The sequence below is a fragment of the Streptomyces phaeofaciens genome (assembly GCF_014648915.1).
Lineage (GTDB): Bacteria > Actinomycetota > Actinomycetes > Streptomycetales > Streptomycetaceae > Streptomyces > Streptomyces phaeofaciens.
Genome location: NZ_BMSA01000001.1, coordinates 796,583 through 817,326, shown reverse-complemented (window position 1 = coordinate 817,326; position 20,744 = coordinate 796,583). Strand labels below are relative to the sequence as shown.

19 protein-coding genes are annotated in these 20,744 nt (G+C 72.3%); 10 read left to right on the top strand and 9 right to left on the bottom strand.

Translation table 11 applies throughout. The annotated features are described in order from the left end of the window. The first annotated feature begins 46 nt into the window (after window positions 1-46). Window positions 47-1,273, top strand: a complete 1,227-nt coding sequence (locus IE275_RS03390) for a glycoside hydrolase family 88 protein (RefSeq protein ID WP_189707256.1) — start codon at window positions 47-49, stop codon at window positions 1,271-1,273. A gap of 229 nt (window positions 1,274-1,502) precedes the next feature. On the opposite strand, the gene IE275_RS03385 is transcribed toward IE275_RS03390, so the two are convergent. The 4 genes from IE275_RS03385 to sigJ all read right to left on the bottom strand — a co-directional run bounded on the left by IE275_RS03385 (window position 1,503) and on the right by sigJ (window position 5,500). Further along, a complete protein-coding gene (locus IE275_RS03385) occupies window positions 1,503-2,348 on the bottom strand; it encodes an RNA polymerase sigma factor SigF (protein WP_189707254.1) in 846 nt (281 codons plus the stop codon). Window positions 2,349-2,608: 260 nt separating this feature from the next. Next, window positions 2,609-3,028, bottom strand: coding sequence for a hypothetical protein (locus tag IE275_RS03380; protein WP_189707252.1), 420 nt, complete (start codon window positions 3,026-3,028; stop codon window positions 2,609-2,611). 212 nt (window positions 3,029-3,240) lie between these two features. Further along, entirely contained in the window at window positions 3,241-4,443 is a 1,203-nt protein-coding gene (locus IE275_RS03375) for an NAD(P)/FAD-dependent oxidoreductase (protein WP_189707250.1), read from the bottom strand. A gap of 112 nt (window positions 4,444-4,555) precedes the next feature. Further along, entirely contained in the window at window positions 4,556-5,500 is a 945-nt protein-coding gene (gene sigJ / locus IE275_RS03370) for an RNA polymerase sigma factor SigJ (RefSeq protein ID WP_189707248.1), read from the bottom strand. Window positions 5,501-5,642: 142 nt separating this feature from the next. Between sigJ and IE275_RS03365 the strand changes: the two genes are divergently transcribed. The 3 genes from IE275_RS03365 to IE275_RS03355 all read left to right on the top strand — a co-directional run bounded on the left by IE275_RS03365 (window position 5,643) and on the right by IE275_RS03355 (window position 8,318). Next, the gene (locus IE275_RS03365) at window positions 5,643-5,849 is read left to right on the top strand and encodes a hypothetical protein (protein WP_373299162.1); all 207 of its coding nucleotides are present in this window, start codon (window positions 5,643-5,645) and stop codon (window positions 5,847-5,849) included. Between the two features lie 2 nt (window positions 5,850-5,851). After that, window positions 5,852-7,201, top strand: coding sequence for an ankyrin repeat domain-containing protein (locus IE275_RS03360; protein WP_189707246.1), 1,350 nt, complete (start codon window positions 5,852-5,854; stop codon window positions 7,199-7,201). Between the two features lie 289 nt (window positions 7,202-7,490). Next, window positions 7,491-8,318, top strand: a complete 828-nt coding sequence (locus IE275_RS03355) for a thioesterase family protein (protein WP_189707244.1) — start codon at window positions 7,491-7,493, stop codon at window positions 8,316-8,318. 42 nt (window positions 8,319-8,360) lie between these two features. Here IE275_RS03355 and IE275_RS03350 read toward each other — a convergent pair whose 3' ends face one another. From IE275_RS03350 to IE275_RS03340, 3 genes are all read right to left on the bottom strand, one after another. Next, window positions 8,361-8,651 carry a hypothetical protein gene (locus IE275_RS03350; RefSeq protein WP_229870063.1) on the bottom strand — a complete coding sequence of 97 codons (291 nt, stop codon included), beginning with the start codon at window positions 8,649-8,651 and terminating at the stop codon, window positions 8,361-8,363. A 125-nt stretch (window positions 8,652-8,776) separates the two neighbouring features. Continuing rightward, window positions 8,777-10,246, bottom strand: a complete 1,470-nt coding sequence (locus tag IE275_RS03345) for an aldehyde dehydrogenase family protein (protein ID WP_189707240.1) — start codon at window positions 10,244-10,246, stop codon at window positions 8,777-8,779. Window positions 10,247-10,393: 147 nt separating this feature from the next. Next, on the bottom strand, window positions 10,394-11,131 hold the full coding sequence (locus IE275_RS03340; RefSeq protein WP_189707238.1) for an aquaporin: 738 nt from the start codon (window positions 11,129-11,131) through the stop codon (window positions 10,394-10,396). 303 nt (window positions 11,132-11,434) lie between these two features. On the opposite strand from IE275_RS03340, the gene IE275_RS03335 reads away from it, so the two are divergent. The 3 genes from IE275_RS03335 to IE275_RS03325 all read left to right on the top strand — a co-directional run bounded on the left by IE275_RS03335 (window position 11,435) and on the right by IE275_RS03325 (window position 15,026). Next, window positions 11,435-13,126 (top strand): IclR family transcriptional regulator domain-containing protein, encoded by a 1,692-nt coding sequence (locus IE275_RS03335; RefSeq protein WP_189707236.1) that lies wholly within the window; start codon window positions 11,435-11,437, stop codon window positions 13,124-13,126. 142 nt (window positions 13,127-13,268) lie between these two features. Next, the gene (locus IE275_RS03330) at window positions 13,269-13,634 is read left to right on the top strand and encodes a winged helix-turn-helix transcriptional regulator (protein WP_189707234.1); all 366 of its coding nucleotides are present in this window, start codon (window positions 13,269-13,271) and stop codon (window positions 13,632-13,634) included. 120 nt (window positions 13,635-13,754) lie between these two features. Beyond that, entirely contained in the window at window positions 13,755-15,026 is a 1,272-nt protein-coding gene (locus tag IE275_RS03325; protein ID WP_189707232.1) for an MBL fold metallo-hydrolase, read from the top strand. A gap of 112 nt (window positions 15,027-15,138) precedes the next feature. Here IE275_RS03325 and IE275_RS03320 read toward each other — a convergent pair whose 3' ends face one another. Further along, window positions 15,139-15,960: a DUF1684 domain-containing protein gene (locus tag IE275_RS03320; protein ID WP_189707230.1), complete on the bottom strand. Its 822-nt coding sequence runs from the start codon at window positions 15,958-15,960 to the stop codon at window positions 15,139-15,141. Window positions 15,961-16,367: 407 nt separating this feature from the next. On the opposite strand from IE275_RS03320, the gene IE275_RS03315 reads away from it, so the two are divergent. The 3 genes from IE275_RS03315 (at window position 16,368) to IE275_RS03305 (ending at window position 19,642) form a co-directional block, all read left to right on the top strand. Further along, window positions 16,368-17,474: an LLM class flavin-dependent oxidoreductase gene (locus tag IE275_RS03315; RefSeq protein ID WP_189707228.1), complete on the top strand. Its 1,107-nt coding sequence runs from the start codon at window positions 16,368-16,370 to the stop codon at window positions 17,472-17,474. Then, a complete protein-coding gene (locus IE275_RS03310) occupies window positions 17,471-18,883 on the top strand; it encodes an NtaA/DmoA family FMN-dependent monooxygenase (protein ID WP_189707226.1) in 1,413 nt (470 codons plus the stop codon). Before IE275_RS03315 ends, IE275_RS03310 begins: the two co-directional genes overlap by 4 nt. 108 nt (window positions 18,884-18,991) lie before the next feature. Further along, window positions 18,992-19,642, top strand: coding sequence for a tetratricopeptide repeat protein (locus IE275_RS03305; protein WP_189707224.1), 651 nt, complete (start codon window positions 18,992-18,994; stop codon window positions 19,640-19,642). A 31-nt stretch (window positions 19,643-19,673) separates the two neighbouring features. Here the strand turns inward: IE275_RS03305 and IE275_RS03300 are convergent, their stop codons facing one another. Beyond that, window positions 19,674-20,660: an Lrp/AsnC family transcriptional regulator gene (locus IE275_RS03300; RefSeq protein ID WP_189707222.1), complete on the bottom strand. Its 987-nt coding sequence runs from the start codon at window positions 20,658-20,660 to the stop codon at window positions 19,674-19,676. Window positions 20,661-20,744 lie beyond the last annotated feature (84 nt).

The window sequence follows — 20,744 nt, the reverse complement described above, 5'->3', positions numbered from 1 at the left end:
CAGACTCGCTCAACGCCCTTGCTGAGCCGCTCAGTTGGAGGAGTTCATGACTGTTTCCCGGCGCACTGTCCTCACCGTGGCGGCCGGTACGGCCGCAGCGACCGCCACACCGGCACGGGCGGCGGAGCCCTCCGGCGACCAGGTGCCGTCGGCGTCCGTGTCCGCACTGCGGGCGGCGGCCGACTACGCGGTGGGGAAGTTGCGCGCCGTCGCTCCGGGTGTCAGCGCGTTTCCCGTGGGGACGAAGTTCGAGAAGTGGACGTACTCCCAGAACGGTGACTGGGTGGGAGGGTTCTGGCCGGGAACACTGTGGATGGGGTATCTGTACAGCGGCGACGCCTCGCTCCGCGCACTGGCACTCGAATCGGCGCGCAAGCTCGCTCCCCGCCAGTACGACACCGCCACCCACGATCTCGGCTTCCTCTTCTCCCCGTCGTGGGTCACCGCATGGCGGCTGACCGGAGACGAAAGCTGGCGCGCGGGTGCCGTAAGAGCGGCCGACTCACTGGTCCAGCGCTACAACCCGCGCGGCCGCTTCATCCGGGCCTGGGGAGCACTCGACGACCCGCACAACGCGGGCCGGGTCATCATCGACACGATGATGAACCTCGACCTGCTGGCGTTCGCGACCCGGCAGACGGGCGACGAGAAGTACCTGAACGTCGCCGTGGAGCACGCCAGGACGGCGCAGCAGGTCTTTCCCCGCCCGGACGGATCGACCCCCCACGTCTACGACTTCGATCCCGACAGCGGCGCGCCGATCGGCGCGAACACGGTCCAGGGATACAGCCCCACCTCCTGCTGGTCGCGCGGGCAGGCCTGGGGCATCTACGGATTCACCACGATCTACCGCAGAACCGGAGACCGCCAATTCCTGGCCACGGCCCGCAGGCTCGCCGACTTCGCGATCGGCGCTCTGAGCCCGGACTGCGTGCCCGTGTGGGACTATCGCGCACCCCAGCAACCCCACGACATCAAGGACGCGTCAGCGGGCGCCGTCATGGCGTGCGGGCTGCTCGACCTGGCCGCCGCCACCGGCAGACCCGAGTACCGGCAGGTGGCGGTACGGATCCTCACCGCGCTGTCGGAGACCTGCCTGACGAAGAGGTCGGCCCGCGCCGACGCCGTCGTGGCCCGCTGCACCCGCAACCGGCCGGCCGAGGACGGGATCGAGATCTCGCTCCCCTACGCCGACTACTACCTCCTGGAAGGCATCCTGCGCGTGTTGCAGCCGCAGGACGTCGACCGGGCCATCGACCTGTCGACGGTCTGACGACCACCACGCGCCACGCGCCTCGGCTCCGCGGACCCGGCGACCTCCGCGGACCCGGCGACCTCCGCTGAGCCGGCGACCTCCGCGGACCCGGTGACCTCCGCTGAGCCGGGCCGCGCCCCAGCGCTCCCCCTCGGCAGCCGACTCCGCCCGCCGGCGGCTGGCGACACCGGACACGGCTCCGGGCCCGCCCCGGACGCGACGGGCCCAGTTGTCGCCGTGTGCGGGGTCAGCGAGTGGTGAGCATGCCCTCGCGAAGGCGGGCGAGAGTCCGCGACAGCAGGCGCGAGACATGCATCTGCGAGACACCGAGGTGTTCGCCGATCTGAGCCTGGGTCAGTTCGTCGACGAACCGCATGTGAATGATCTGACGGTCACGCTCGTCGAGTCCGGCGATCAGCGGGGCCAGTGCGTGGAAGTCCTCCACCAGCTCCAGCGCCGCATCGTCGGTGCCTATGAAGTCCGCGAGCACGCTCTCGCCGTCCTCGCTGCCCCCGATCGTGGCGTCCAGCGAGGAGGAGTTGTAGCCGTTGGACGCCAGCCTCGCCTCGACGACCTCCTCCTCGGACAGGGACATCAGCTCCGACAGCTCCTTGACCGTGGGCGTACGGCCCAGGCGGCTGCGCAGCTCCTCGGTGGCGCGGGCGAGCTGCACCCGGGCCTCCTGCAGACGCCGGGGCACGTGCACGGCCCAGGAGGTGTCCCGGAAGAACCGCTTGATCTCCCCGACGATGTAAGGGATCGCGAAGGAGGTGAACTCCACCTCGCGCGACAGCTCGAACCGGTCGATCGCCTTGATCAGCCCGATCATGCCGACCTGGACGATGTCTTCCATCTCCTCGGGCCCGCGACTGCGGAACCGGCCGGCCGCGAAGCGGACCAGCGACATGTTCATCTCGATCAGCGTGTTCCGGGCGTACTGGTACTCGGGTGTGCCCTCCTCCAGGTGCGTCAACTCGTCGAAGAACAGCCTGGACAGCACCCGGGCGTCCTTCGGAGCCACCTGGGAAGGGTCGGCGACCTCCGGCAGCTCGGTGGTGCCCGCGTCCGTCGTCGCCATGCTCATGACCGCCATGATGCTTCCCTCCAGTAGTCGTCCGGCCGCCCATGCCCTGCACTGTCTTGCCTTGCCCGAAGCAGCCGACGACGAGTCGCCTACCCCGACATCCCCCACCCAAGCCAACCAACAGCGAGACGGCGAAAGACAAGTGATACGGCTACAGCCCGACTCGATCGCGATCACCGAAAGCCTCGGCCGGAGACCACGGGGCGGCGATCCCCCTCGCAAGCAGGCAGCCATGTCGACGACGACAGCGACTTCGGCCGCCCATGCCACTAGAGCTGGTCTCGCCACCACGGCTCGCCCAGGTTGTCGACCTGGATGGCCCGGACCCTCCTCAGGATCTTGTCGTCGAGGGCCTCCACGAGGGCGCGCAGCTCGCGCGCGCTCTTCTTGGGCAGGGCGTGCAGGACCGCTTCGAGGTGGTCTCGGAAGGAGGAGATGTCACAACAGCCCGGGATGCCGCATCGCTGCGCTGTCACCGGGTCCGCGATCAGCCTGAGCGGTCCGTGGGCCAGGGACTTCCAGTGCCAGAACGCCTCTTCGGTTTCCTCGGGGAGGAAGCGGGAGCGTTCAAGCCGGCGCAGATCGGCGGTGCAGGATCCTGACAGGCGGTCGATGGACGGGTACCGCCGTCGTCGCACGGTGCGGGCGAGGCGCTCGCTGCGCAGGGCGGATGGGCGCCTACGCGGCATCGCCCCTTCGGTTGTCGGTCATGGAGGCAAGGTACAGAACGACGTTCCGGGTGGCCATCACATATCCGGCGGCCGAAGCCCTCGGCCCTGGTCTCGGCCGACGCGTCGTGGTCACCGCGGAGCGGCGGAGGGACCCGCCGAGAAGCGGGTCCACCACACCCCTGCCGCAGCACACCACGTCGTCCGACACCGGCAGTTCGGCCATGGCGAGGTCAGGCCGCCGCCTCTGCCGGTACACGGCCAGGGGTCTCCTGCCGTACGACACGCCGGCGCCGGGAGGGCATGCCCGCCGTGGGGTTGGCGACGGTCCAGGCAGCGCCCTTGCAGACCAGTTCCTTGTAGAGGGAGGCCCCACGGCCCGTCAGGGCGCTGTCGACCGCCCGGTCGTCGGCGGTGACGAACTGGATCAGGCCCTCCTTGCGGCCCAGCGAGATGCACTGCTGGTAGTACCGGATGGAGACGTGGGGGACCTTGACGCCTGCGAGGCGGGCGGCGATGGCGTCGGCGGCCTGCCAGGCCATGGGGACGCCCGAGGCGCAGGACATACGGAGGGGCTTGTCCTGGGGGCCCATCGCCATCGCCGCGTCGCCCACGGCGTACACGTCCGGGTGGGAGACCGAGCGCATGGTGGTGTCGACCACGATCTGGCCGCGGTCGGTGAGCGCCAGGGTGGTGGCCTCGGCGATGGGGTGGACGGCGAAGCCGGTGGTCCAGACCGTGACCTCGGCGGGGATGCTCCGGCCGTCGGCGGTCGTCACGCCGTCCGCCTCCACGGCGTCGACCGCGGTGTGTTCGTGGACGGTGATGCCGAGCTTGTCCACCACCTTCCGCAGGTGGGCGCGGCCCTTCTCCGAGAGCCAGTCGCCGAGGGCGCCGCGGGCGGCCAGGGCGACGTCGAGGTCGGGGCGGGCCTCGGCGATCTCGGTCACGGCCTCCAGGCTGGTCAGGCCGCCACCGACCACGACCACGGGTCGGCCGGCGTCCAGGGCGGCCAGACGGTCGCGGAGCCGGAGGGCGCCGGACCGGCCGGCGACCTCGTGGGCGTGTTCGGCGACGCCGGGGACGCCCCCGTCGTTCCAGCCGCTGCCGAGGGCGTAGACCAGGGTGTCGTACGACAGCTCCTCCGGCCCGTGGCCGTTCACGGCGGCGACCGTCACCGCCTTGCGGTCCACGTCCACGGCGGTGACCTTCGCGAGCTTCAGTTCCACACCCGTGCCGGCGAACATCTCGCCGAACGGCCGGGGCCTGAGGTCCTGGCCGACCGCGAGCTGGTGCATCCGGACGCGCTCGACGAAGTCGGGCTCGGGGTTGACGAGGGTGATGGTGACGTCCTCGCGGTGCAGTCGCCTGGCGAGGCGGCCGGCGGCGACGGCTCCGGTGTAGCCGGCTCCGAGGACGACGATACGGTGCTGCATGTCCGTGCTCCTGTCTGGACGGGTCCGCCGTTGTCCGGCGTGGTCTCGCCCCTTGAACCGGGCAGGCCGGCGTTTCCTGACAGGATCCGAATGTGACCTGCGTCACACTCTCTCAGAGGGTGTGGAGCGGCGCCTCCCCGTGCTCCGCGGCGGCCCACTGCTCGGTCGCACGGACGAGCTTGTCGGGGTTGACCTGGTTGAGGACCGCGGCGATGCCGTCCGCGGTGACCTCCAGGCAGGTGATCCCGACGACCCGGCCGTCCACGACCGCCACGACGGCGGGCCCGCCGTTCGCGGTCGTCGCGTAGATGTCGGGCGCGCCGCCGACGTAGGCCCGCTTGGCCTCGCTGGGCTTGAACAGGCCGCGCAGGAACGTGGCGACCGCGAGCACACCCTCGAACGCCTTCGCGCGGGCCGGGACCTTCCCGCCGCCGTCGCCGACCGAGACGGCATCCTGCGTGAGCAGGCGGACGAGCGGTTCGGTACGGCCGCTGGTCGCCGCGGCCAGAAACTCCTCGACGATCCTGCGGGCGGCGGCCTCGTCGATCTCGGTGCGCGCCTTGCCTTCCGCGAGGTGCTTCTTGGCCCGGTGGTGGAACTGCTGGCTGGCGGCCTCGGTGATGTCCAGAATCTCGGCGATCTCCCGGTGCGGGTAGTCGAAGGCCTCGCGCAGCACGTACACCGCCCGCTCATTGGGCGACAGGCGCTCCAGCAGGACGAGGACGGCGTAGGAGACCGACTCGCGCTGCTCGGCGGTGTCGGCCGGGCCGAGCATCGGGTCCCCGGCGAGCAGCGGCTCGGGGAGCCACGTCCCCACGTACGTCTCACGCCGGACACGGGCCGAAGTCAGCTGGTTGAGACAGAAGTTGGTGAGGACCTTCGTCAGCCAGGCGTCCGGCACCTCGATCCGCCCGACGTCGGCCGCCTGCCAGCGCAGGAACGTCTCCTGCACGGCGTCCTCCGCCTCACTCGCCGAGCCGAGCATCCGGTAGGCGATGGCCTCCAGCCGGGGCCTGGCGGTCTCGAAGCGGTCGACGTCTCTCGTGATCAGGGCCATGCTCGCGATCCTAAGCGCCACGGGAGCGGAACAGCAGGCAGGGCAGCGCTGCTCTCCGGGTGAGCGGCGCGGCTCACCGCCCCCACGGATCCCGCGCACAACTCGGGTGACTGCGGTCCTCGGTCGGCGCTACCGTGCGGCGGTGATCAGCAGTGAGGCAGTACGCCTGGGCGCGGAGGCCGCGACCGGCCGCTACGGGTGCGAACCCGGGCTGACAGAAACGGAGTTCGCGCGCATCGAGCGCGAGTACGGCTTCGAGTTCACGGACGATCACCGAGCGTTCCTCGCGGCTGGCCTTCCGGTCGACGTTTCTCCCGAGGACGGGCAGACCTGCTGGCAGGGGGCATGAGCATGGGTGAGGGTGGACTCGGCGGTCGGCTCGGGTCGGCGGTGCGGGTGGGGGACGTCGAGGCCGTGCGGGAGTTGTTGGACAGGGGCGCGGATCCGGACACCGTGGACGCGGGCGGGTTTCCGGTGCTGTGCGGGGCCGTGACGGCGTACGACGCGCCGGTGGCGGAGGCGTTGGTGGAGGGTGGCGCGGATCCTGACCGGGTGCTGCCGGACGGGACCACGCCGCTGTGGCGTGCCGTGGACGGGGGCTCTCCGGCGGTCTTCTCGGCGGTGCTGGGCAAGGAGCCCCGGCTGCGGCTTCCGGAGACCGCTCGGGAACGGCTGCTCGCGCTGGCCAGGGGCTGGTACGAGACGGGCACGGCCGAGGAGTTGCGGCGCCGGGCGGGTGCGCCGGGTCCGGCCGCGACGGTCCGGGTTCAGGACGACGAGTACCACTGGGTCGAACAGGTCTCACTCGGTGGTCTCGTCGTAAGGGCCGGACACGGTGCCATCCTGACCTCGCTGGAGTGGGCCTTCCGCATCCTGACCCCCGTCGACGAGCTCATCGCCCGTGCCGTCGGCCGGCGTGACGACGAACATGTGAACTGGTCGGCGGTCCGCTGGATCCTCTGTGAGCGTCGTAGCTTCGAGACCTGGTCGGCCGTGGTGGCCCATCGCCACGACCCCGACCTGACACATCGCGCGTTCGTGGTGGACTACCTGAGGATGCGGGTCCTTGTCGATCCCAGCCCTTCCTACAGGAAGGAGGAGGCCGGACTCCTGGCCGCCTGGGCGGCCGAGGAAACGGACGGCGGGATGCTCGCGAAGGTGCTCGACGTCTTCACCGAACACGACCATCCGGACCAGGAGGCGATCGGGCTGCGGTACGCCGTCCATCCCGATCCCCTGGTACGCCGCGCAGTGCCCTACGCCCTCTGCGCGGACGATGGTCCCCGCACTCCCGTGGCCAGGACCGCCCTGCGTGCTCTCCTGCGGGATCCGGACGCCGAGGTGCGGGTTCGCGCGTGCGCCGCGGGCATGCGGGACGACACCCTCCTCCCGGAGATCACTCAGGCGTTGCTCCTCCTGGCCGAGGATCCGGATGCCGCGGCGCGGGGTGCGGCCGCGGTGGCACTGGCCGGCTCACCGGACCGAACACCCGCCGTCGCAGACGCCCTCGCGGCCCTGCTCCACGAGGACAACCAACTCCTGCGCCTGGAGGCCGCCTACGGCCTCGCCCTGCGCGACGACCCGCGCACCGCCGAGGCCATGGAGCGGGTGGGCCCGCTCGGTGAGGGCTTCGAGCACGATCACCGGGCGGACGCGCTCTGGCGGTGGAAGTGGCGCAGGGAGAACCCGTCTGCCGAATGAGGACCGTCCGCCTCGGCGGTGGTCCCCAGGTTCCTCCGATCGGCAAACAATTGCTCCACCGACCGCATCAGGGCCGAGAACATTGCACGCCTTCCGTGAGGCGGGGCAATTTTCGCAACCATCTGTCACGGCTTCCGCGAGATGATGGAGCCGTGCACAAGATCTCTTCAACCGCTTGGTCGCACGCAGTGGGACGAGTACGCGTCGACAGCGTCCTTGATCGGCCGACGTGACGACGGTTCCGGCTGCTCCCTCCTGGAAGTCCGTCACACCCGAGGAGAAACGACCGTTGTCCGACTCGACGTCCACGTCCACGGCCCCGTTCACCCGAGGTGGTTACTTCGAAGCCATCGACGACCGGCGCTACAAGCCGACGACGCACGCGGGTGGGGCCTGGGATCCGGACGAGCAGCATTTCAGTCCGTTGGGCGGGCTCGTCGTCCACGCGATCGACCGGCATCGGGCGGCAGGCCCGGACGACGGTCTGGTCCTCTCGCGGATCAGCTACGACATCCTCGGCCGCCTCGCCCTCGACGAGTGCGAGATCGAGGTGGTGACCCTCCGCCCGGGCCGGACCATCGAGCTGTTGGAGGCGGTGGTACGGATCGCGGGCCGTCCGGTCGTCCGGGCCCGCGCCTGGTTCCTGGCCGGCCTCGACACCGCCGCGGTCGCGGGCGGCCCCGGCGAGCGGCTCGCGCCGCCGGAGTCACTCCCCACGTGGTCGATGTCCGACGTCTGGCCCGGCGGCTACATCGCCTCCCTGGACGTCCGCCCGGTCGCACCGCCCCTGCCCGGCCGTACGTCCGCCTGGATCTCCACGCCACTCGATCTGGTCGCCGGTGTTCCCGTCGGCCCGCTCGCGTCGTATCTCGCCCTCGTCGACACGGCGAACGGCATCGCCGTCCGTCAGCCGCCCACCGCGTGGATGTTCCCCAACGTCGACCTGACCGTCCACCTGCACCGCCAACCGCGGGGCACGTGGACGGGGTTGGACACCACGGTCACCTTCGGCCCCGCCGGCCAGGGCCTCACCAGCACCGTCCTGCACGACGTCGACGGCCCGGTGGGGCAGGCCCAGCAGATCCTCACCGTCCGCCCCCTGCCGTCGGGGGCATGACGGGGCCGGCCGTCGGCGCACCTGTGCGAGCGCGCGCCGGGCTCAGGGTTTGGCGACGGCCTCGGTGACGTCGTCGGCACCGGCCGCCTCGTCCTGCGCCATGCCGACAAAGCGCCGGATCGCTTCGACCGGCATGTCGAGCCCCTCGGACGCGGACTGCTCGTCACCGAACACCTGCACCGCCTCGGCGACGGCCACGGCCAGTTCGGCTTCGGCCTTGCGGACCTTACCCTCGGCCTTGTCCACGGTGTCGACCACCGACAACTGGCGGCGCTGCTTCTCCTGGAGTTTCTGCTTGCGAGAAAGCGTTCTGTCGGAACTCTGCACAGTCATGACCAAGATCATAACGAGCCTCGCGCGTGCCCAGAAATCCGCAATTCCGTTCCGATTCCCGCTCGTCACGGGCCCGGAGAGGAGACCGACGCCGTGCTCCGCACCGGGCGTCCGAACGGCTCCGCTCAGATCGGGAAGTGAGCATGTCCCACGGCCTGAGCGGTCACCCAGCGGGTGTCGGTGAACGCCTCGGCGCCCGCCTGCCCGCCGAAGCGGCCGTAGCCGGAACTCTTGACCCCGCCGAACGGAGCCTGCGGTTCGTCCCCGATGGACTGGTCGTTGACGTGGACGATGCCGGTGCGCAGCCGCCCCGCCACCTCCAGCCCGCCGGCCAGGTTCTCGGTGATGACACCGGCCGTCAGCCCGTACGGGGTGTCGTTGGCGAGGGCCACGGCCTCGTCGGCGCTGTCGACCGTGTGGACCACCGTTGCCGGGCCGAAGATCTCGTCGTAGTAGATCTTCATCTCCTTGGTGACGCCGGTGAGGACGACCGGGCGGATCAGCGTGCCCGGCTTCTCGATCTCGCCCGTGCCGGCGGCCAGTTCGGCGCCCTGGGCGACGGCCTCCGCGACGAGTGCCGCGATCCGGGCTGCGGCGGCCGGGTTCACGACCGGGCCGACCGCCGTGCCGGGGTCGCCCGGGTCGCCGTACGGCAGCGCACGGACGCGGTCGGCGAACTTGGCCGTGAACTCCTCGGCCACGGCGCGGTGGACGATCACCCGGTCCACGCACATGCAGATCTGTCCGGCGTTCATGAAGGAGCCGAATACCGCGGCGTCCACCGCGTAGTCGACGTCCGCGTCCTCCAGCACCAACAGGGCGTTCTTGCCGCCGAGTTCGAGGACCGCGGGCTTGAGGTGCCGGGCGGCCTGGACGCCGATGGCGCGGCCGATCTCCGTGGAGCCGGTGAAGTTGACCATCCGTACCCGAGGATCGGCGATCAGGGCCGAGACGACCTCGGGGGCGTCGGCGGGGTCGTTGGTGACGACGTTGAGGACGCCCGGGGGCAGGCCGGCCTCGTGCAGCACGTCGGAGACGAGGAGGCCGCAGGCGATGGGCGCGTCCTCACTGGGCTTCATCACCACGGTGTTGCCCATGGCGATCGGCATCGCCACCGAGCGGACGCCGAGGATGACCGGTGCGTTCCACGGCGAGATCGCGGCGATCACGCCCTTGGGCACCCGGACCTGGGTGGAGTGGACGCCCGAGGCGTTGGTCGCGAGGGTCTGGCCGGTGGGCCGGGTGACCTCGGCGGCGGCCTCCAGCAGGATGTCGGCGGCCAGGTGGGCGTTGAAGCCGGCCCAGGGCGCGATGCCGCCGACCTCCTCGGCCATCAACGTCACGATGTCCGCGGCACGTTCGGTCATGATCTGGGCGGCCCGGAGGAAGATCCTGCGCCGTTCGGCCGGCTTGGTCGCGGCCCACTCCTCGAACGCCGCGTCCGCGGCGTCCACGGCGCGGCGGACGTCGTCCGGAGTTCCGGCGGCGACCTCGGCGTACACGTCGCCGCTCCAGGGAGAGATGTCGCCGGTGGTGCGGCCGGAGGAGGCGGGTACCTCCTGGCCGTTGATGACCAGACCTCGGGTGAGGGGCATGGGGGCTCCTGACAGGAGAGGGGGGAAGGAGGGAGGAGAGAGGGAGGGAGGAGGGAGGGGGCTCGGGCGGGCTTGGAAGGGGGCCGCTGCGCGTCGGCCGGCACGGCCGAGGTGCCCCGTGCCCCGGCCGGCGCGGCAGAGGTACCCCTACGCTTCGGCCGGTGTCGCGGCGACGCCTCGGGTCCTGAGGGCTCGGTTGGCGAGTCCGACCAGGGCCGGTGCGACGATCGGCGCGATCATGTAGATCCAGAAGTGGGCGTACGTCCCGGACAGGACGGCCGGGCCGAAGGCGCGTGCGGGATTGATGCTCGCGCCGGTCACGGTGCCCAGGGTCGCGATGACGACGCCCACGCCGATGCCGATGACCGCCGGGATGGCGCCCCGTAGCGCGGGCCTGGTCATCACCAGGGCGACCGCCACGAACACCGCGGCGAGGGCGGCGCCCTCCACGAGGAACAGCGTGACGTCACCCATGCCGGGTCTGGGGTGGACGGCGCCGTAGCCGATCTGTTGGACGGCCTCGCCCCACACCAGCCCGGCGAGCGCGGTTCCGGCGAGCGAGCCGGCGAGCTGCGCGGCGGCGTACGGAACGACCGCCCGGCCCGGGAAGAGGCCGCTCGACCACAGGAAGACGGTGACGCCCGGGTGGAGATGGCCGCCCGATGCGCGGCCGGGCGGGGAGTACATCAGGGCCGCGATCAGTGCGGCCACGGCGAGGCCCGCGACGGCGAACAGGGTGTCCGGGTCGGCGATCGCCAGCGGGGAGTCGGGGAGGGCCAGCCAGCGCACCAGGCTGACCACGGCGAAGAGGAGCACGGTGGTCAGCGCGCACTCGTAGACGGTGTGCCGGGCGAGGTCCGCACGGCTCTGGGCGGAAGTACTCATACAGATCCTCTACAAGTCCTCGAACGGGGAGAGGGACGGGGCGGCCCGATGTGTGCGTCCCGCGACGCATCCGACCGCTCCCCATTTTTTTCGCTGAGTGAACTTTGATTCATTGAGCGAGTGCGGCGAGTCTGCGCGATCGCGTGGTGGGTGTCAATGGCCGGTAGCGTTCCCGGACGACGAATGACGGACGATGGGCAGGAGCACGGCCTCAAGCGCCGCGCAGGGCCGAGTGCGGAGGGAGACGGCATGGCGCCGGGCGTTGCAGGGGCGGTATCCGGAGGAGCCGAGGCGGGGACCGGCATGTCCTCGACGGGCCCGGGGCCGGAGACCGGTGGGCCGGAGGCGGCCGGGCCGGTGGAGCGCGGCCTGGGGGTGCTGCGTGTGATGGCCGGCGCCCCGCAGCCGGTACGTCCGGGCGACCTGGCCCGCGCCACCGGCCTGGCCCGGTCGGCCGTCGACCGGATCACCGCGACCCTGGTGCACCTCGGCCATCTGCGCACCGAGGGACGCGACCTCTCGATCGCCCCCCGCCTGCTGGAGTTCGGCAACGCCTACCTCGACGCGAGCGGCTTCGGGCACGCGCTGCGGCCGAGCCTGGAGCGCCTGGCGCGGGCACTCGACGAGTCGGTCTCGGCGATCGTCCTGGACGGCTGCGACGCGCGGATCATCGGCAAGGCCGTGCCGCCCGGGCGGATGATCCCCCTGGGCTTCCGGGTCGGCGACCTGCTGCCCGCCGAGCGCTGCGCGGCCGGCGCCGTCCTCGCCACCGCCTGGGATCCGCGGACGTACGAGGCCTGGCGGGCACGCCGCGCCGCGGACCCCCTCGACGCCGGCTTCGTCGCCGTACCCACCCGTTCCACCGAGCCGAGCCCCGAACGGACGGAGGCCGACTTCGCCGCCTGGACCGGGACGACGGCCGCGACCGGCTGGGCGCTGGACGACCAGCTGGTCGCCCCGGGCCTGGTGGCGCTGTCCGTCCCGGTGCGGGACGCCGACGGCCGCCCTGTCTGCGCGATCAGCGTGCTCGCCCACACCAGCCGGCACTCCGCCGACGGCCTGCGCGAGCACGCCCTGACGGCGATGACCCGGTCGGCGCAGGAGATCTCGCAGGCGCTGTACGGCCCCGCGGCGGCCCTCGGCCCGTCCGCCGGCCTCGACCCTTCGGCCGCGCCCGCCGGGACCGCCTACACCGATGCCAAGCCCGAGCTCGGACCGTCCTTCCTGCAAGCGCTCGCCCGGGGGCTGGCCGTCCTCGTCGCTCTCGGCCGGCAGCGCGGTGGACTCACCCTCGCCGAGGCCGCGGAGGCGGCCGGACTCTCGTACCCGAGCACCCGTCGCAATCTGCTGATGCTGCGTCAACTCGGTTACGTGGAACAGGAAGGGCGCCGGTTCCTGCCCACCCCGCACGTCCTGGAACTCGGATACGCGCGGCTGTCCGGGCTCACCCTCGCCGAGCTCGCCCAGCCCCATCTCGCCCACCTGTCCGGGCAGGTGGGGGAATCGGCCTCGCTCGCGGTCCTCGACGGATCCGAGGTCCGCTACATCGCGCGGGTGGCCACCGAACAGATCACCAGCGCCCGCATCGCCCCCGGCGCACGGCTGCCCGCGTACGCCACCTCGATGGGACGCGTCCTGCTCGCCGGCCTGCCCGAGCCGGACCGCGCGGCACGCCTCGAGGCTCTTCCCCCGCAGGACCTGACCCCGTACACCCTCACCTCGCCCGCCGAGGTCACCACCGCGCTCCGGCGGGCCGCCGACGACGGATTCGCGCTGGTGGAACAGGAGTTGGAGATCGGGCTGCGTTCACTCGCCGTGCCGGTGCGGGACCGGGGCGGGCGGGCCGTCGCGGCCGTCAACGTCGCGCTGCACGCCGGGCCGGACTCCCCCGAACACACCGTCGCAGCCATGCTGCCCGCCCTGCGCGCGTGCGCGGCCCGTGTCGAGACCGATCTGGCGATGGTGTCCGCGCATGCCCCGGTGGAGACGGGCTGAGGCGCCTCGGTCCGGGCCGGACGGGTCCGGACGGGACGGTCCGGAAGTGACGGGATGGTCCGGAAGTGACGGGATGGTCCGGACGTGACGGGGCGGGGCGGTCCGGACGGGGCGGTCCGGGCCGTTGATGGACACTGGCCGCATGCATCTGAGCAAGACGAACCCCTATTCGGCCGCCTGCGCCAGCCGGTCCCTGATCGACCTCATCGGCGCCAAGTGGACGATCCTCGTGGTCGGCTGCCTCACGGAGGGGCCGCGCAGGTTCGGTGAACTCGCGGCGCGGCTCGAAGGCGTCACCCCGAAGGCACTCACCCAGACGCTGCGCCAGCTGGAACGCCACGGTCTGGTGCTGCGCACCGTGCACCCGGTGATACCGCCGCATGTCGAGTACGAGCTGACACCGCTCGGCCACACGCTGCGGACCCCCGTCGAGGTGCTGCTGCGCTGGACCGACGACCACCACGAGATGTGCTCTGCGGCACAACGCACGTACGACGGCGACAGCTGAGCTGCACGCTTTACCGGCGTATAGGCACTATCGAAAAAGTGCGATCTTCAACCACTGTGCGGGTGATCCCTAGCGTGCCCGGAGTACCGACAACGGCACCCGGTCTCCAGGGAGTTCACCATGTGTGAAGAGCAGAACGACCACACCCACCCTCACGACAGCGACAGCGACAGCAGCCGGCGGCCGCCGTCCCGTCGCGGCATCCTGCGGTGGGGCATGGCGGCAGCCCCCGTGGCCGCCGGCCTGACGGCCATGGCCTGGCCCGATCGGGCCACGGCGGAAGCGACCACCGCGTCCGGCGGCGGTGCCTTCTACCGAACCGTGCGCGGCGACACCCTGCGCGGCATCGCCGGCCGCTACCTCGGCTCCGAGCAGCGGTGGGCGGAGCTGTACCGCCTGAACCGCGATGTTCTGGACGCCCACGGCGGCGAGCCGAGCCCCGGTCTGCGCCTGGCGCTCCCGGAGTCCCCCGACGGCGCCGCCACCCGCTCCTTCGCACCGCTCCCCGCCACCGCCAAGCCGCTCCCCGTACCCCCCGAGGGCTACCGGCTGGACCGCATCGGCGACACGTTCTACGCCGTGACCGCGGGCGGCACGCAGGCCGCGTTCCTCGTCACCCGCACCGGAGTGGTCGTCATCGACGCCCCGCCCTCACTCGCCGAGGCGCTACCGGCCGCCATCCGGCGCGTCACCGACCGCAAGGTCACCCACCTGGTCTACAGCCACGACCACGCCGACCACACCGCCAACGCGTCCGCCTTCGGCGACGTGATCCGTATCGCGCACACCGCGACCGCGGAGCGCATCAAGGCCAGCCGGGATCCGGGGCGCCCGATGCCCACCGTCACCTTCACCGACAGCCACCGGCTCGACGTGGGCGGCGAGCGGCTCCTGCTCAGCTACCCGGGCCCCAACCACGAGACGGGCAACATCCTCATCCACGCCCCGCGACAGCGCGCGGCCATGATGGTGGACGTCGTCATGCCCGGCTGGGCCCCCTTCCGCGCCTGGGGCACCGCCGACAGCGTCCCCGGCGTCCTGCGGGCCCACGACCTGCTCGCCACGATGGACCTGGACACGTACATCGGCGGCCATGTCCACCGGCTCGGCACCAAGAAGGACATCGAGACCTCGCGCGAGTTCGTGCGCGACCTGTGGAGCGAGACCGGTAAGGCCATCGCCGCCACGGACATGGGCCCGTTCTTCGGCAAGGTCGAGGCGGGCAACAACTGGGCCGGCTTCGACCTCTACCTCCAGGCCGTCGCCGACAAGGTGGAGCCCGTCATCCACCGCAAGTGGCTGGGGCGGCTCGGCGCGGTGGACGTCTTCACCCGCGAGAACGCCCTCACCGTGGCGCTCTCCCACATCGTCGACGCCCCCCAGGACCTCTGAGGCAGCCCCGGTCTCCTCGGCCAGGACGACCCCACGCGAGGTCCTGGCCGCCGGGGCTCGGGCCTGTCCGGCCCCGGGCGGGGGTCGGAGCTCGCGCGGATGCCGACGGCCGTCAGGCCCGCCCGCCGCGTTCCAGCGGGATCCGCTCGCCCGCCTCCACGGCCACGGGCAGGCGGTTCTCCGTGGGCGGCAGCGGGCAGGTCGCCAGATCCGTGTAGGCGCAGGGCAGATTGCCCGCCCGGTTGAAGTCGACCGTCACCCGCCCCTCGGAGTCCGGCGGGGCGATCTGGAGGGAGCGGTTCGCGGCGTACGTCGTGACACCCGAGGTCGCGTCGGTGAACAGGACCGTCAGACCGCCCGGCGCCTTGCCGTTGAACGCGGTCAGCCGGTACGTCTCGCCCGCCAGCTCGAACTCGACCTGCCCGGGGGAATCGTAGACGTGCTCCAGGCCCTCCACCGCGGCCCCGACGGTCACCGGTCGCGGCCGCGGGTGCGCCACGAAGCGGCCCTGCCGCACCCAGCGGGGGTCGGGGTCGTAGGCCGGCGTGCGGGTGAAGGAGGTGCGCAGGGCGTTGTCGGGGTGGCGGGGCCGGACGATGTCGTGGCCGCCGCGCTTGGCGACCTCGATCAGCGTGTCACCGGCGGCGGCGTACACGCTGTCCCGCTCCGCGATCACGCCGAACGCGTGGCGGCCGCGCACCACGGTCCCGTCCACGGTCAGCTCCTCGCCCTCCGCGAGGTCGACGACGACGCCCTCGGCGGTGCTGGACCAGGCACCCGGGGCGTCGTCGAAGCGGGCCGGCTCGGGCGCGAGCCAGCGCAGGCTGGTGATGGCGAGGAAGCCGTGCGGGCCGGCCAGCACCTCCTCCTTCCGCCGGTGCCACTCCTCCCACTCCTGCACGAATCCGGTGCGGTCGATGTCCTGGACGGTCATGTGTGCTCCCCTGGGGCGTTCGGGCGGACGCCGGCTGCAACCACCCCGAGCCCGAGTGTCATCCCCGCCGGGACCGAATCCGGGGCCCGGGACGGCGGATTTCACGAGCCTGCAATCTCCGCCACCCGTTTTCATGCGCGCACATCTAATGCTCTTGACACCTTCCGGGGCGGGCGGCATAGGTTGAAGCGGTCCGATCCGGTTGAAGCGGTCCGGTCCGGACGGGTGGAGGCCCCGATGCACGTTCCCGGCACGGCACCGAGCGGTGCCGGCACGGACCTGCGGCTGATCACCCGGCGGCATGTCGACTACTGCCGCACCGCCTCCGCCGTCTGTCCTTCCGCACGCCCCTGACCCCGCCGGCCCACCCGGGCCGGCCGTCTCGACGTGCCTCGGAAGGAACTCCCATGTCCGGCCCCGCCCTGCGGCTCGCCCTCGAAATCGACGGTGACGGCGCCCATCCCGCGGCCTGGCGCCGCGCCGCCCACTCACCCGATCACCTGCTCACCCCGCGCCGGGTGGCCGGCGTCGCCGCCGCCGCGGAGAACGCCGGGTTCACCCTGGTCACCCTCGATGACGGCGCCCTGCCGCCCGGGAGCGCGCCCGACGTCGTGGGACGCATCGGAGCGGTGGAACGGGCCGCGTTCCTCGCCGCGTCGACGAGTGTCGTCGGCGTCGCTCCCGTCGTCCCCGTCACGTACGCCGAACCGTTCCATGTCTCCGGCCAGTTGGCCTCCCTCGACCACATCTCCGTCGGACGCGCCGGCTGGGTCGTCGGCGACGAGCCGGCGCCGGCGGCGGCCCGTGCCTGGGGACGCCCGCTCGTCGACGGCACCGCCGCCCGTACCCGCGAGGCCGGCGACGGCATCGACGTCACCCGCGCGCTGTGGGACTCCTGGGAGGACGACGCCGTCATCCGCTCCGTCGCCACCAGCCGCTACCTCGACCGCGACCGGCTGCACTACGTCGACTTCACCGGCGGCACCTACACGGTGAAGGGTCCGGCGATCGTGCCGCGCCCGCCCCAGGGGCAGCTCGTGGTCCTCGGCCGGCCCGATGCCGTGCCCGCCGGCCGGCTCGACGTGGCCCTCGTCGGGGGTCCGGACCTCGCGGCGGTGACCGCGGCCGCCGCCCGTGCGGAAGCGCCCCGCACCTTCGCCGAGGTCGAGGTCGCCCTCGACACCCCGCACGCCGCCGCCGAGGACCGGGTGGCCGACCTCGAACGGCACGCGCCGTGGACCCAACGGGGGCGCCTGCGGTACACCGGCGGCGCCACCGGACTCATCGCCCTGCTGGCCGAGTTGACGGGTGTGGTCGACGGCGTACGCCTGCATCCCCTGGTCCTCGACGAGGATCTGCCCGTCCTGTCCCGGCTGGTGATCCCCGCCCTCGTCGAACGGCGGCTCGCCGTACGCCCGTTGCCCGCCGCCACCCTGCGCGCGCACCTGGGCCTGGAACGCCCCGCCAACCGCCACGCCGTCGCGGTCCCGGCCGCCCCGGAGGAGACCCGATGACCCGCACCGATCCCCTCGACGTGCCCCGCCCGCACGCACAGCTGCACTTCGGCGTCTTCTTCCAGGGCGTCAACCACTGGACGATCTGGTCCGACCCGGCCGGCGGCTCACAGATCGACCCCGCGAACTTCCGCCGGGTCGCGCAACGGGCCGAGCGGGGCCTGTTCGACGCGTTCTTCCTCGGGGAGGGCCTGCGGCTGCGCGAGGTCGACGGCCGCATCCACGAACTCGACGTCGCCGGACGTCCGGACGCCGTCACCCAGCTCGCCGCCCTGGCCGCCGTCACCGACCGGATCGGCCTGGTCAGCACCTCCAACACCACGTTCAACGAGCCCGCCGACCTGGCCCGCAGGCTCTCCGGCCTCGACCTGCTGTCCGCGGGCCGGGCCGGCTGGAACGTGGTGACCACCGACAACGCCTGGACCGGCGCCAACTTCCGCCGCGGCGGCCACCTCGACCACGCGGACCGCTACCGGCGCGCCGAGGAGTTCCTCACCGTGGCCCGCGCGATCTGGGACGGCTGGAAGGACGGCGCGGTCTCGGGCTCCCCCGGCGCCCCGAGCTGGTCCGCACCCGACGCCGTGCGCCAGGTGCGCCATCGCGGGGCGCAGTTCGACGTCGATCTCGCGCCCACTCTGCCCCGCAGCCCCCAGGGCCACCCGGTGATCTTCCAGGCGGGGGACTCCGGCGAGGGCCGCGACTTCGCCGCCCGCAACGCCGACGTGATCTTCTCCGCGCACGGCAACGACTTCGACGACGCGCTCGCCTTCGCCGACGACGTCCGCCGGCGCCTGAGGGCCGTCGGCCGACCCGAGGACGATCTGCGCATCCTGCCGGGCACGGAGATCATCATCGGGGCCACCGAGGCCGAGGCGCTGGAGAAGAAGCGCTGGATCAGGCTCCAACAGGTCACCCCCGCCACGGCGTTGGGTGTCGCGGGACTCCTGTGGGGGCTGGACCTGTCCGACCGGGACGCCGACGGGCCGCTGCCGAAGGAGGACCCCGTCGTCGCCGAGAACGACGGCTCGTTCGGTGCCCGCCGCGTCGCCGATCCTCGCGAGGCCGTCGCCGAGTGGCGACAGAAGGCCGAGACGAACGGCTGGTCGCTGCGCGAGACGGTCATCAACCTCGGCCCGCAGCGCGGCCATGTCGGCACGCCCGCCGGACTCGCCGACAGGTTCACGCGCTACGTCCGGCACGGGGCCGTCGACGGTTTCAACATCACGCCGTACCTGATCCCCGACGGCCTCGACGACATCGTCGACCTGCTCGTCCCGGAACTCCAGGAACGCGGCGTCTACCGCACGCGGTACACGGGGACGACCCTGCGCGAGCACCTGGGGCTGCGCGAGCCACGGGGAGCGCGCGAGCCGCTGGGGGCGTCGGCCGAGCGTCCGGGGGCCGGCTGAGCACCTGGGGCCGTCTGTGCGAGGGCCCGTGACGGGCCCAACTCCCGCTCAGGACCTTTGTTTGACTGATCGTCATATACCCGGACAGGCGGTCGATACGATCACGGCATGACTGCGGACGAGCGAATCAAGCAGGCCGGACTCCTCTACGAGCGTGCCGTGTTCGGCGGCGACAGCGGTGCGCTGGCGTCCGCCGACCGCAGCCTCGACGAGGTCGAGGCGGACCTCGCGCTGGCCCGCGGCCAGGTGATCCACGCCCGCTTCCTGGAGGAGCGGGTCGAGGACGCGCGGGAGCTGGAGCTCTTCGAGCGTGCGGCGGAGCTGTACCAGCGTCTCGGTGACGTGCGGGGCGAGGGCGAGGCGGTGTTCTGGGTCGGCGCCTTCCACCAGGTGGTCCGCGACGACACCGACACCGCCGTACCCGCCTTCGAACGTGCCCTCGGCCTCGCCACCCGGGCCGACGACCGGCTGACGACGTCCTACGCCCTGCGGCACCTCGGCTTCGCCGCCCACATGGCCGGCCGCCTGGACGAGGCCCGGACGCACTTCGAGAAGTCCACCCGCCTGCGCCGGGACCTGGGATTCCTGCCGGGTGTCGCGGCGAACCTGATCGGGCTGGCCCATCTTGCCGCTCAGCAGGAACAGCGGGCCGAAGCGGCTGCGCTGCTCGAGGAAGCGACAGAACTGGCCGAGAGCGCCGAGGCCCACGGCGTGCTGCGCTGGGTGGCGGCGGCCCGCGCGGAACTCGACCTGCCGTGAGACGCGCTCCGGGGTCCTGCGCCGGGCGGGTTCAGCCCGCGCGCAGTGTCGCCGCCGCCTTGTAGGTGCGCAGGACCGGCGCCGTTTCGATCCGGGTGACCGCGTCCCAGGCCACGCGCCGCGTCAGATAGTGGTGGAGGGCTTCCGCGTCCCGGCACAGGGCGTGCGCGACCAGGTTCGTCGGGCCGGTCGTCGCGGCGACGACGGCGAGTTCCTCGTGTCCGGCCAGCGCTGTCGCCACCGCGTCCAGGTGAGCGGGCGCCACCTGCATCCAGAGCAGGGCGGACACCGTCACCCCCAGCAGGGCCGGTTCGACATCCACGTCGAAGAACAGCGCGCCGCGCGCCCGCAGTTCGGCCAGTCGGCGGGCCACCGTGGCGGCTGTGAAGCCGGTCGCGGCGGCCAGGTCCGCGTAGCTGGTGCGCGCGTCCTCGCGCAGCGCGGCCAGCAGCAGACGGTCCTCGTCGGTGAGGAGGTGTGCGGGACTCCCCCGCGCGCCGGTGGTGTCGGGGGTGCCGGCCTCGGTCCGCAACCGCGCCTGTTGGCCCGCGTCCAGGGCGTCCACCCGTCCCCGCCACGCGGTCGGCCCGCCCAGGTAGATGTGCAGCAGATGGTGCGCGGACACCGCCGTGATCCCGGCGGTGCGGGGGATGTCGCGCAGGAGCAGGCCGTGCGCGTCCGGGCCCGCGGGCTCGGCGTGGATGATCGCGACGATCTCGGTGCCGCCGGAGGTCAGCCGCACCCAGGAGGTGTCGGGGCGGCGGGCGAGCGCCAGCGCGATGTCGTGCGCGCTGCGCGTCGCGGCGGTCAGCCGGACGAACCACTGCTGCGTGCCGGAGCTGCGCGGGGCGGGCAGGGCGACAACGCGCAGCCCGGCCTGGGCGTGCAGCCGCCGGTAGCGGCGGACGACGGTCTGCGTCGAGCAGCCGAGGACGTCGGCGACGAGCGTGAACGGCGCCCGCGCGTCCACCTGAAGGGCGTGGATGAGGCCTCGGTCCAGATCGTCCAGTACGAGCATATTCAGCAAACTAGCCCATGCCGATGGAAGTAATCGTCGATCGAGGCCGAGGAAATGGAAGGGGAGGACGACCGGGCGACACGG